This is a genomic window from Pseudomonas sp. MWU13-2862 (assembly GCF_023242495.1).
GTDB lineage: Bacteria > Pseudomonadota > Gammaproteobacteria > Pseudomonadales > Pseudomonadaceae > Aquipseudomonas > Aquipseudomonas gingeri_D.
In genome coordinates, this window is record NZ_JALMEZ010000009.1 from 151371 (window position 1) to 163196 (window position 11826).

The 11826-nt window shown below is 64.6% G+C and carries 13 protein-coding genes; 12 read left to right on the forward strand and 1 reads right to left on the reverse strand.

Going from position 1 to position 11826, the window contains the following annotated elements; all coding sequences use genetic code 11:
- Positions 1-10: 10 nt before the first annotated feature.
- The 9 genes from kdpB to M5C56_RS17775 all read left to right on the forward strand — a co-directional run bounded on the left by kdpB (position 11) and on the right by M5C56_RS17775 (position 8131).
- Positions 11-2101, forward strand: coding sequence for a potassium-transporting ATPase subunit KdpB (kdpB, locus tag M5C56_RS17735; protein ID WP_103494627.1), 2091 nt, complete (start codon positions 11-13; stop codon positions 2099-2101).
- 12 nt (positions 2102-2113) lie between these two features.
- Complete coding sequence (kdpC, locus tag M5C56_RS17740) at positions 2114-2737, forward strand: potassium-transporting ATPase subunit KdpC (RefSeq protein ID WP_103494626.1); 624 nt, start codon at positions 2114-2116, stop codon at positions 2735-2737.
- Positions 2738-2781: 44 nt separating this feature from the next.
- On the forward strand, positions 2782-3066 hold the full coding sequence (locus M5C56_RS17745; RefSeq protein WP_103494625.1) for a hypothetical protein: 285 nt from the start codon (positions 2782-2784) through the stop codon (positions 3064-3066).
- Positions 3067-3286: 220 nt separating this feature from the next.
- Positions 3287-3877 carry an amino acid synthesis family protein gene (locus M5C56_RS17750; protein WP_103494624.1) on the forward strand — a complete coding sequence of 197 codons (591 nt, stop codon included), beginning with the start codon at positions 3287-3289 and terminating at the stop codon, positions 3875-3877.
- Positions 3878-3902: 25 nt separating this feature from the next.
- Positions 3903-4736, forward strand: coding sequence for an alpha/beta fold hydrolase (locus M5C56_RS17755; protein ID WP_103494623.1), 834 nt, complete (start codon positions 3903-3905; stop codon positions 4734-4736).
- The gene (locus M5C56_RS17760; RefSeq protein ID WP_103494622.1) at positions 4733-6214 is read left to right on the forward strand and encodes an aldehyde dehydrogenase; all 1482 of its coding nucleotides are present in this window, start codon (positions 4733-4735) and stop codon (positions 6212-6214) included. The genes M5C56_RS17755 and M5C56_RS17760 overlap by 4 nt, the downstream gene beginning before the upstream one ends.
- 12 nt (positions 6215-6226) lie before the next feature.
- Positions 6227-6712, forward strand: a complete 486-nt coding sequence (locus M5C56_RS17765) for a flavin reductase family protein (RefSeq protein WP_103494621.1) — start codon at positions 6227-6229, stop codon at positions 6710-6712.
- Between the two features lie 101 nt (positions 6713-6813).
- Positions 6814-7566, forward strand: a complete 753-nt coding sequence (locus M5C56_RS17770) for a GntR family transcriptional regulator (RefSeq protein WP_100943754.1) — start codon at positions 6814-6816, stop codon at positions 7564-7566.
- A 1-nt stretch (position 7567) separates the two neighbouring features.
- Positions 7568-8131 carry an NUDIX hydrolase gene (locus tag M5C56_RS17775; protein ID WP_103494620.1) on the forward strand — a complete coding sequence of 188 codons (564 nt, stop codon included), beginning with the start codon at positions 7568-7570 and terminating at the stop codon, positions 8129-8131.
- 6 nt (positions 8132-8137) lie between these two features.
- Here M5C56_RS17775 and M5C56_RS17780 read toward each other — a convergent pair whose 3' ends face one another.
- A complete protein-coding gene (locus M5C56_RS17780) occupies positions 8138-8431 on the reverse strand; it encodes a DUF1330 domain-containing protein (RefSeq protein WP_103494619.1) in 294 nt (97 codons plus the stop codon).
- Between the two features lie 75 nt (positions 8432-8506).
- Between M5C56_RS17780 and ribBA the strand changes: the two genes are divergently transcribed.
- The 3 genes from ribBA to M5C56_RS17795 all read left to right on the forward strand — a co-directional run bounded on the left by ribBA (position 8507) and on the right by M5C56_RS17795 (position 11823).
- Entirely contained in the window at positions 8507-9619 is a 1113-nt protein-coding gene (gene ribBA, locus M5C56_RS17785) for a bifunctional 3,4-dihydroxy-2-butanone-4-phosphate synthase/GTP cyclohydrolase II (protein ID WP_103494618.1), read from the forward strand.
- Positions 9620-9856: 237 nt separating this feature from the next.
- Positions 9857-10882: an ABC transporter substrate-binding protein gene (locus tag M5C56_RS17790; protein WP_103494617.1), complete on the forward strand. Its 1026-nt coding sequence runs from the start codon at positions 9857-9859 to the stop codon at positions 10880-10882.
- Complete coding sequence (locus M5C56_RS17795) at positions 10879-11823, forward strand: ABC transporter permease (RefSeq protein WP_177098891.1); 945 nt, start codon at positions 10879-10881, stop codon at positions 11821-11823. Before M5C56_RS17790 ends, M5C56_RS17795 begins: the two co-directional genes overlap by 4 nt.
- Positions 11824-11826: the final 3 nt, after the last annotated feature.

Genomic DNA, 11826 nt, shown 5'->3' on the forward strand with positions numbered 1-11826 from the left:
GGAGACTGAGATGAAAGTTGAAAAAGCATTGCCACTGGCCCCGCTGTCGACCCCGGTTGCGGCCCGCAAGGCGCCGCGCGCGGAGAGCCGGCAGGAGCGTCTGCGGCTGATCCTGGTCGAACCGCTGAAAAAGTTCGATCCACGGGTGCAGATCAAGAACCCGGTCATGTTCGTGGTCTGGATCGGCACCCTGGTGACCGCTGCGCTGACGATCAACCCGCAACTGTTCGGACCATCGAATGCCACGTCGCTGTACAACGGCGTGGTGACCTTCATCCTGTTTATCACGGTGTGGTTCGCCAACCTCGCCGAAGCCATGGCCGAGGGCCGTGGCAAGGCCAAGGCCGCTTCGTTGCGCCACACCACCACGCAGCTCAATGCCACCCGGCTGCTCTCTGACGGTCGCCAGGAATTGGTGTCCGCTGCATCGTTGCGCAAGGACGACCTGGTCAAGGTCAACCGCGGCGAACTGATTCCCATGGACGGCGAAGTGGTCGAAGGCGCGGCTTATGTCGACGAGTCGATGATCACTGGCGAATCCGCACCGGTGATCAAGGAGTCCGGTTCGGACGTCAACTCCACGGTCACCGGCGGGACCAAGGTGATCTCCGACTCGTTGGTGATCCTGGTCACCGCGTCGCCCGGCAACACCTTTCTCGACCGCATGATCAGCCTGGTAGAAGGCGCCAAACGGCAGAAGACCCCGAACGAGATCGCGCTGACGGTGCTGCTCTCGGTGCTGACCCTGATCTTCGTGATCGTGGTCACGGCCATCGCCCCGGTGGCGAGCTACCTCAATGCGCAGATCAACGTCGCCGACCTGGTGGCCCTGATCGTCGCGCTGATCCCCACCACCATCGGCGCCCTGCTCTCGGCCATCGGTATTGCCGGGATCGACCGCACGCTGCGCTTCAATATGCTGGCGATGTCCGGCAAGGCGGTGGAGGCCGCCGGCGACGTCAACACCCTGCTGCTGGACAAGACCGGCACCATCACCATCGGCAATCGCCAGGCCACCGAGCTGCTGCCGGTCAAGGGTGTCACCCGCCAGGAGCTGCAACAGGGGGCTTACCTCGCCTCGCTGTTCGACAGCACCCCGGAAGGCAAGTCCACCACCGCCTATGCCAAGAGCCTGGGTGTCCATGAAGAAAGCCGGCTGGAAGAAGCCATCGGCATGGACTTCTCGGCACAAACCCGCATGAGCGGTTCCGATCTGGCCGACGGGCGCGTGGTGCGCAAGGGCGCGGTGGATTCCCTGGTCAACTACGTCAGGGACAGCTACGGCAGCGAGATTCCCGCCGACCTCGAGCGCCTGGCCCTCGGCGTCAGCCAGCAAGGCGCGACGCCCCTGGCGGTGGCCATCGACGGGCGGATCCTCGGCATCATCAACCTGTCCGACGTACTCAAGCCAGGAATCCGCGAGCGGGCCGCACAACTGCGGGCCATGGGCATCCGCACGGTAATGGTCACCGGCGACAACCCGACCACCGCCAGTGTGATCGCCGCCCAGGCCGGCCTCGACGATTTCGTCGCCCAGGCCACCCCCGAGGACAAGCTCAAGCTGATCCGCAGTGAACAGGCGGCCGGACACCTGGTGGCCATGACCGGCGACGGCACCAACGACGCCCCGGCCCTGGCCCAGGCGGATGTCGGCCTGGCCATGTACACCGGGACCATGCCGGCCAAGGAGGCGGCGAATATCATCGACCTGGACTCCGACCCGACCAAGCTGCTGGACCTGGTCACCATCGGCAAGCGCATGCTGATCACCCGCGGTGCCCTGACGACCTTTTCCATCGCCAATGACGTGGCCAAGTACTTCGCCATTCTGCCGGCGCTGTTCATGGTCGCCCTGCCGGGCCTGGCGGCGTTGAACCTGATGCACCTGGCCACGCCGCAAAGCGCGATCCTCTCGGCACTGATTTTCAACGCGCTGATCATTCCGGCGCTGATTCCCCTGGCCTTGCGCGGAGTCAACTTCATGCCCAAGAGCGCGGAAACCATGTTCTATCGCAACTTGCTGGTATACGGCGTCGGCGGGCTGATTGCGCCCTTTATCGGCATCAAGCTGATCGACCTGTGCCTGGCGCCCTTCCTGTAGGAGGATCTGATCATGATCAAGTTCTTGTCACCGGCCCTGCGTGTTACAGCCGTCACCTTCGTGCTGTGCGGCCTGGCCTACCCCTTTGCCGTCACCGGGATCGGGCAACTGCTGTTTCCCGCCCAGGCCAATGGCAGCCTGGTGAAAAACCCAGAGGGCCAGGTCATCGGCTCGGCGCTGATCGGCCAGCAATGGGATGCCCCACAGTGGTTCCATGGGCGACCATCGGCCACCACCGACACCGATCCCAAGGACCCGCTGAAAACCGTGCCATCGCCCTATAACGCCGCCAGTTCCTCGGGCTCCAACCTGGGGCCGACCAGCCAGGCCTTGAGCGATCGGCTGACCGCCGACCGGCATGCCCTGGAGCAGTCCCAGCCGGAACTGGCCGGCCAGACCCTGCCCGCCGATATGCTGACCACCTCGGCCTCCGGCCTGGACCCGGACATCAGCCCGGCCAATGCCGCCTTGCAGGCCACCCGCGTGGCGCAACAACGCGGCGCACCGCTGGATAACGTGCTGGCGTTGGTCCAGGCCAATACCCAGGCGCCGGCGCTGGGGGTGTTCGGTGAATCGCGGGTCAATGTGCTGACCCTGAACCTGGCCTTGCAACGGGACTATCCGAGCCATCAATAAGGCGGGACAATAGGCGGGACTTAACCTGCAATAGCGACACAGCCATGAACGTACAAGCTTCACGCAACGCCCCGTCCCTGTTCTGCCTGCTGGTGCTGGCGATCAGTTTTTCAATGATCGCCGGTTGTTCGGGGAGAGGTTCGCAAACCCCGGTCGGCGGTTACGCCTGCTACGCCAAGGCTGTGCCGACGCAGGGAGATGGCGGATTGGCGTGGGGGCCGAACGTGAAAAGCGCCAGCGTCAAGGCCATGGGTAACTGCCAGCGCTATGCCGCCGAGTCGGGCGGAACGCCCTCGACCTGCAAGGTCACGCTGACCGGCTGCCGTTAAAACAGCACCCCCCCCCCTGTAGGAGCCGGCCTGCCGGCGATGGCGTCCGCAAGATCGATGCAAGACTTGCCGGCCTCATCGCCGGCAGGCCGGCGCCTACAGGTTTTGCGGCGCGATCGAGAGAACAGACGCAGACAAACTTTCATGAAGGGGCTTGCACGCTCAATATTATGGTATACCATCATACCATATGATAAACGTGCACCCAGGAGCCCCCCCTATGAGTTTCGAAATCCGCAAGATCGTCAGCTATTCCGAACAGACCCTGATCGAAGGCGGCAAGGCCGCGGACAAACCGGTGACCATGATCGGCCTCGCCGTGGTGATGAAAAACCCCTGGCTGGGTCGGGGTTTCGTCGAAGACCTGAAACCGGAAATCCGCGCCCACTGCTCCGACCTCGGCGCCATGATGGTCGAGCGCCTGGTGGCCGCCATCGGCGGTGCCGACAAGATCGAGGCTTACGGCAAGGCCGCAGTAGTCGGCGCCGACGGTGAAATCGAACATGCCTCGGCGGTGATCCACACCCTGCGCTTCGGCAACCACTACCGCGAGGCGGTCCAGGCCAAAAGCTACCTGAGCTTCACCAACAAGCGCGGCGGCCCCGGCACCTCGATCCAGATCCCGATGATGCACAAGGACGACGAAGGCCTGCGCTCGCACTACATCACCCTGGAAATGCGCATCGAAGACGCTCCGCGCGCCGACGAGATCGTCGTCGTGCTCGGTTGCGCCGACGGTGGTCGCCTGCACCCGCGCATCGGCAACCGCTATATCGACCTGGAAGAACTGGCCGCAGAGAAAGCGCGGTAATCAATAAGAAAGGCAGGAGCGCTCCATGATTCGGCTCACCGCTGAACGCACCCCGGCTGGCACCAGTTACCTGGCGACCGGCCAAGGCCAGCCTGTGGTCTTGATCCACGGCGTGGGCCTGAATAAAGAAATGTGGGGCGGCCAGATCGTTGGCCTGGCCACGACGTACCGCGTGATCACCTACGACATGCTCGGCCACGGCGCCAGCCCGCGCCCGGCCAGCGGCACCCCGCTGCTCGGCTATGCCGACCAGTTGCTGGAGCTGCTCGACCATCTGCAATTGCCCCAGGCAAGCGTGATCGGCTTTTCCATGGGCGGGCTGGTAGCGCGGGCGTTTGCCTTGCACTACCCGCAACGTCTGCAAGCCCTGGTGGTGCTCAATAGCGTGTTCAATCGCAGCGCCGAACAGCGCGCCGGCGTTATCGCCCGCACCGCCCAGGCCGCCGAGCACGGACCGGACGCCAACGCCGAAGCCGCGCTGTCGCGCTGGTTCAGCCGCGAATACCAGGCGGCCAATCCCGCGCAAATCGCCGCCCTGCGCCAGACGTTGGCGGACAATGACCCACAAGGTTACCTGACCACCTATGAACTGTTCGCCACCCAGGACATGTACCGTGCCGAGGATCTGGGCGGCATTCAGGTGCCGACCCTGATCGCCACCGGTGAGCTGGACCCGGGGTCGACCCCGGAAATGGCCCGCCAATTGGCCGAACGTATTCCCGGCGCCACGGTTGCCGTGCTCGCCGAGCAACGGCATATGATGCCCGTGGAGTCGCCGCGCCTGGTCAACCAGGTGCTGCTGGACTTCCTCGCCAACGCCCACGCCCGACAAAACCAGATAAAGGGGATCGTTGCATGACACTCACCCGCTTCCAGATGTGCATCGACGGTGAATGGGTCGATGCCCTGTCCGGCCAGACCTTCGACAGCCTCGACCCGGCCCTGGCCGAACCCTGGGCACAGTTGCCCGACGCCGGCGAAGCCGATGTCGAGCGCGCGGTCCAGGCCGCGCAACGGGCTTTCGACAACCCGACCTGGCGTGGCCTCAGTGCCACCGCCCGGGGCAAGCTGCTGCGTCGCCTCGGCGATCTGATCGCGGAAAACAAGGAGCGCCTGGCCCAACTGGAAAGCCGCGACAACGGCAAGCTGATCCGCGAAACCCGCGGCCAGGTCAGCTACCTGCCGGAGTTCTTCCATTACACCGCGGGCCTGGCCGACAAACTCGAAGGCGGCACCCTGCCGCTGGACAAGCCGGACCTGTTCGCCTACACCGTGCACGAACCCATGGGCGTGGTCGCCGCGATCATCCCCTGGAACAGCCCGCTCTACCTGACCGCGATCAAACTGGCACCGGCCCTCGCGGCGGGCAACACCATCGTGCTCAAACCTTCCGAGCACGCCTCGGCCACCGTCCTGGAACTGGCGCGCCTGGCCCTGGAAGCCGGCATTCCGCCCGGCGTGGTCAATGTCATCACCGGTTACGGCGCAAGCACCGGTGCCGCCCTGACCCGCCACCCTTTGGTGCGCAAGATCGCCTTCACCGGCGGCGCGGCCACCGCCCGCCATGTGGTGCGTAGCAGCGCCGAGAACTTCGCCAAGCTGTCCCTGGAACTGGGCGGCAAGTCGCCGAACATCATCTTTGCCGATGCCGACCTGGACAGCGCGATCAACGGTGCCATTGCCGGGATCTACGCGGCGTCCGGCCAGAGTTGCGTCTCAGGTTCACGGCTGCTGGTCCAGGACGACATCTATGACGAATTCGTCGAGCGCCTGGTGGCACGCGCCCGGCGCATTCGCATCGGCAACCCGCAGGACGACGCCAGCGAGATGGGCCCCATGGCCACCGCGCAGCAACTGGCCGTGGTCGAAGGCCTGGTGGCCGACGCCCTGGCCGAGGGCGCGCGCCTGCGCCTGGGCGGCAAGCGCCCGCCGAACCTGGGTAACGGCTGGTTCTACGAGCCGACCCTGTTCGAGTGCGACCGCAACTCGATGAAGATCATGCAGGAGGAAGTCTTCGGTCCGGTGGCTTCGGTGATCCGTTTCAAGGATGAGGCCGAGGCCCTGGCCATCGCCAACGACTCGCAGTTCGGCCTCGCCGCCGGCATCTGGACCCGCGACCTGGGCCGCGCCCATCGCCTGGCCCGGGACATCCGCTCCGGGATCATCTGGGTCAACACCTACCGCGCGGTCTCGGCCATGGCACCCATCGGCGGTTTCAAGAACAGCGGCTACGGTCGCGAGAGCGGCATCGATTCGGTGCTGGCCTATACCGAGCTGAAAACGGTGTGGATCAACCTCTCGTCAGCCCCCATGCCCGACCCCTTCGTGATGCGCTAGGAGACAAACGAGATGATCGAACCCGGTATCTACAAAGAAGTCATGGGCTCCTTCCCGTCGGGCGTCACGGTGGTCACCACCCTGGACGCCGAGGGGGGCATCGTCGGCATCACCGCCAGTGCCTTCAGCGCCCTGTCCATCGACCCGGCGCTGGTGCTGTTCTGCCCCAACTACGCCTCGGACACCTACCCGATCCTGCGGGACAGCAAGCAGTTCGCGATTCACCTGCTGTCCGCCGACCAGACCGCCGAAGCCTACGCATTCGCCGGCAAAGGCAAGGACAAGGCCAAGGGGATCGCCTGGCACCTGAGCGCCCTGGGCAACCCGCTGCTGGACAAGGCCACCGCCATCATCGAGTGCGAACTGTGGCGCGAATACGACGGCGGCGATCACGCCATCATCGTCGGCGCGGTCAAGAACCTGATCCTGCCCGAGCAAGCGGTGACGCCGATGATCTACCACAAGGGCAAGCTCGGCCCGCTGCCCGCGCTGGCCTGAGGTTTTGCCACGGCGCGAGCCGACGCGGATGAACGGCGCATGATAAGCTTGCCGGTGATTTCGGCCCTCGATCGGCCCCACGAACTTTTAGAGCGGATCCCATGAAACGCCTGCCACTCGACGACAGCTTCAAGGTCAATCGCAACCCCGTTACCCTGCGCGAAATCGTGCTGGACAAGCTGCGAAGCGCCATCATGAACTTCCAACTCATGCCGGGGGACCGCCTGGTCGAGCGCGACCTCTGCGAGCGCCTCGGCGTCAGCCGCACCTCCGTGCGCGAAGCCCTGCGCCACCTCGAGTCCGAAGGCCTGGTGGCGTTTGCCGATGCCAAGGGGCCGAGCGTCGCCATCATCACCCTGGACGATGCGGTCGATATCTACGAACTGCGCTGTGTGCTGGAGGGCCTGATCGTCCAGCTGTTCACCCTGCGGGCCAAGGCCAAGGACATCAAGGCCCTGGAAAAGGCCCTCGAAGTCAATCGCAAGACCCTCAAGGACGGCGAGCTGCAGCAGGTCATCGATTCGGTGCAGGGTTTCTACGACGTCCTGCTCGAAGGCTCGGGCAACCGTGCCGCGGCCACCCAGTTGCGCCAGTTGCAGGCCCGGATCAGCTACCTGCGGGCCACCTCGGTGTCCCAGGAAAACCGGCGCGGCGCCAGCAACCAGGAAATGGAACGCATCGTCGAGGCCATCAAGAGCGGCGACCCGCTGGCCGCCCACCAGGCCTCGGTCGACCACGTGCGCGCGGCGGCCAAGGTGGCGCTGGAATACCTCAAGCGCAAGCAGGACGAAACCGGCCCGGCCCCCGAGATCACCGCGCCCATCGCCCTCAAAGAACCCCGTATGGGCCGCTGACATGCCCAGCCCGCGCTTCTGCCCGCAGTGCGGCGTCGCCGACCTCGCTCGGCAAGTGCCGCCGGGCGATACCCATGAACGCCTGATGTGCGCGGGCTGCGGCTACATCCACTACGTCAACCCGAAGATCATCGCCGGCTGCATCATCGAGCGCGACGGCAAGTACCTGCTGTGCCAACGGGCGATCCCGCCACGGCCCGGCACCTGGACCCTGCCGGCGGGCTTCATGGAAGGTGGCGAGACCACCGAGCAGGCGGCCCTGCGGGAAGTCTGGGAAGAGAGCGGCGTGCGCGCGGAAATCCTCTCGCCCTACTCGATCTTCAGCGTGCCGCAGATCAGCGAGGTGTACATCATCTTCCGCGCCATCGCGCTGGAGATCACCGGCCAGTTCGGGCCGGAAACCCTGGACTACCAATTCTTCGCGCCCGAGGACATCCCCTGGGACAGCATCTACTACCCGGCGATCCGGCAGATCCTCGAACGCTACATCGAGGAACGCCAGGCCGGGGTCTACGGCATCTACATCGGCAACGACGACAGCGGCAAGATTCACTTTATCCGCTGAGCGCCCTCAGGGCGCCATGCCCTCGACAATGATCACTTCGGCCCGGGCCGCGCCTTCGCGGTGCCCGCGCGCCTCCTGATACTCCGCCGAACGATAGCAGGCCAGCGCCTGGTCGTAGGAGTCGAACTCGATCACCACATTACGCTGTGGCGTTTCCCGCCCCTCCAGGGCCTCGGCGCGCCCGCCCCGTGCCAGCATGCGCCCGCCGTAGCGGGCAAATACCACTGGGGCGCGGCTTGTGTACTCGGTGTATTGCTCGGGGTCCGTGACATCCACATGGGCAATCCAGTAAGCCTTCATCGATGACCTCATTGCTGGTTGATTTTGTATTATGGTATACCATAAGTCACACTTTCAGACAGAGCGAGCGCCGGCATGGCCTTTGACAGTATCCAGGACATCATCGACGACTACCGCCAGGGCAAGATGGTCCTGCTGGTGGATGACGAAGATCGCGAAAACGAAGGCGACCTGCTGATCGCCGCCGACCGTTGCAACGCCCAGGCTATCAGCTTCATGGCCCGCGAGGCACGCGGGCTGATCTGCCTGACCCTGACCGACGAGCATTGCCGGCGCCTGGGCTTGGAACAGATGGTGCCGAGCAACGGCAGCGCGTTCAGCACCGCCTTTACCGTGTCCATCGAAGCCGCCCAAGGCGTGACCACCGGCATTTCCGCCGCCGACCGCGCCCGCACCGTCGAAGCCGCGGTGGCCGCCGATGCCCGCGCCGAAGACCTGGTCCAGCCCGGGCATATCTTCCCCCTGCGGGCCCGGGAAGGCGGCGTGCTGACCCGTGCCGGGCACACCGAGGCCGGTTGCGACCTGGCGCGCCTGGCCGGCTTTACCCCCGCCTCGGTGATCGTCGAAGTGATGAACGATGACGGCAGCATGGCCCGGCGCCCGGACCTGGAAGTATTTGCGCGAAAACATGGCATCCGGATCGGCACCATCGCCGACCTGATCCACTACCGCCTCAGCACCGAGCACACGGTGCTGCGGATCGGCGAACGGGAACTGCCGACGGTGCACGGCATGTTTCGCCTGATCACCTTCGAGGACCGCATTGAAGGCGGCGTGCATATGGCCATGGTGATGGGCGATATCCGCCGCGATACGCCGACACTGGTGCGAGTCCACGTCATCGATCCGCTGCGTGACCTGGTCGGCGCCGACTACCACGGGCCGAGCAACTGGACGCTCTGGGCGGCGCTGCAACGGGTCGCCGAGGAAGGCTGCGGCGTCGTCGTGGTGCTGGCCAACCACGAATCGTCCCAGGCGCTGCTGGAGCGCGTACCGCAGCTGACCCGGCCAGCGCGCCAGTACAGCCGTTCGCAATCGCGGATCTATTCGCAGATCGGTACCGGGGCACAGATACTGCAGGACATCGGTGTCGGCCAACTGCGCCACCTGGGGCCGCCGCTCAAATATGCCGGGCTGACCGGCTACGATCTGCAGGTGGTGGAAAGCATCCCCTTCACGCAACCCTGATACCCCGTAAAAAAGCGCCAAGGCCGGATCACCGGTAAGGCAAAGTGCTTGCAGAAAGTTTGGAATACCATAATATGATATTCCGTAGACCGGAGATATTTGCCAAGTGCCCCCGACAGGGAAAGCACCCATAAAAGCCCTTGGCGCGGTCGTCTTAAAAGGCCCCGATGGACCTACTGCTCCCGATAGGCGGGCATCAACAACCCGCTCAAAAACACAACAAATGAGGGCGTGAAAATGGTGTTGAACAAAGGTGCAACCGCGACATTGCTCGCGGGTTTCCTGGCAATCGGCAGTTCCTTCGCCATGGCCGCCGACAGCGTCAACTTCGTCAGTTGGGGCGGCAGCACCCAGGACGCGCAGAAACAGGCCTGGGCCGACCCGTTCAGCAAGGCCAGCGGCATCACCGTGGTCCAGGACGGCCCCACCGACTACGGCAAGCTCAAGGCCATGGTCGAAAGCGGTAACGTGCAGTGGGACGTGGTCGACGTCGAAGCCGACTTCGCCCTGCGCGCCGCCGCCGAAGGCCTGCTCGAGCCGCTGGACTTCAGCCAGATCCAGCGCGACAAGATCGACCCGCGCTTCGTCTCGGACCATGGCGTCGGTTCGTTCTACTTCTCCTTTGTCCTCGGCTACAACCAGGGCAAGCTGGGCGCAGGCAAGCCCCAGGACTGGAGCGCCCTGTTCGACACCAAGACCTACCCGGGCAAACGCGCCCTCTACAAATGGCCGAGCCCCGGCGTGCTGGAGTTGGCCCTGCTGGCCGACGGCGTGCCCTCCGACAAGCTCTACCCGCTGGACCTGGATCGCGCCTTCAAGAAACTCGACACCATCAAGAAAGACATCGTCTGGTGGGGCGGCGGCGCGCAGTCCCAGCAGTTGCTGGCCTCCGGTGAAGCGAGCATCGGACAGTTCTGGAACGGCCGGATCTACGCCTTGCAGCAGGACGGCGCAGCGGTGGGCGTGAGCTGGAAACAGAACCTGGTTATGGCCGACATCCTGGTCGTCCCCAAAGGCACGAAAAACAAGGCGGCGGCCATGAAGTTCCTGGCCAGTGCCAGCAGCGCCAAGGGCCAGGCCGACTTCTCCAACCTGACCGCCTATGCCCCGGTCAACATCGACAGCGTCGCGCGCCTGGACTCGGTACTGGCACCGAACCTGCCGACTGCCTACGCTAAGGATCAGATCACACTCGACTTCGCATACTGGGCCAAGAACGGTCCGGCCATTGCGACACGGTGGAACGAATGGCTGGTCAAATGAAAATGACGGCCACGCTTTCCCCTGACACCCGTCCGACCGGGAGCGCCCCTGGCGCTGCCGGCCTGGCCAGCAGCAAGGCGGCGGTCATGCAGCAGTCTTCCACGTATGCGCAGCGCTGGCGGGGGGCGGGTAACCTGTTACCCGCCCTGCTGTTCCTCGGCCTGTTTTTCCTCGCACCACTGATCGGCCTGTTGCTGCGTGGCGTCCTGGAGCCCACGCCGGGGCTTGAAAACTACCAGCAACTGTTCGCCAACTCGGCCTACGCCCGGGTCCTGCTCAACACCTTTTCGGTGGCCGGGCTGGTCACGCTGTTCAGCCTGCTGCTGGGCTTTCCCCTGGCCTGGGCGATTACCCTGGTGCCCCGTGGCTGGGGCCGTTGGCTGCTGAATATCGTGCTGCTGTCGATGTGGACCAGCCTGCTGGCCCGGACCTATTCGTGGCTGGTGCTGCTACAGGCTTCCGGGGTGATCAACAAGGCATTGATGGCCATGGGCATTATCGACCAGCCGCTGGAGATGGTGCACAACCTGACCGGCGTGGTGATCGGCATGAGCTACATCATGATCCCGTTCATCGTCCTGCCGTTGCAGGCGACCATGCAGGCCATCGATCCGATGATCCTGCAGGCCGGGGCCATCTGCGGGGCCAGCCCGTGGCGCAACTTCCTGCGGGTGTTCCTGCCGCTGTGCCGGCCGGGGCTGTTTTCCGGCGGGCTGATGGTCTTCGTCATGTCCCTGGGTTACTACGTCACCCCGGCCCTGCTGGGCGGCGCGCAGAACATGATGTTGCCGGAGTTCATCATTCAACAGGTGCAGTCGTTCCTCAACTGGGGCCTGGCCAGTGCCGGTGCCGCCCTGCTGGTGCTGATCACCCTGGTGTTGTTCTACTTCTACCTGAAGCTCCAGCCGGAATCCCCGGTCGGCGCCAGTAACGCGAGGTAAGCC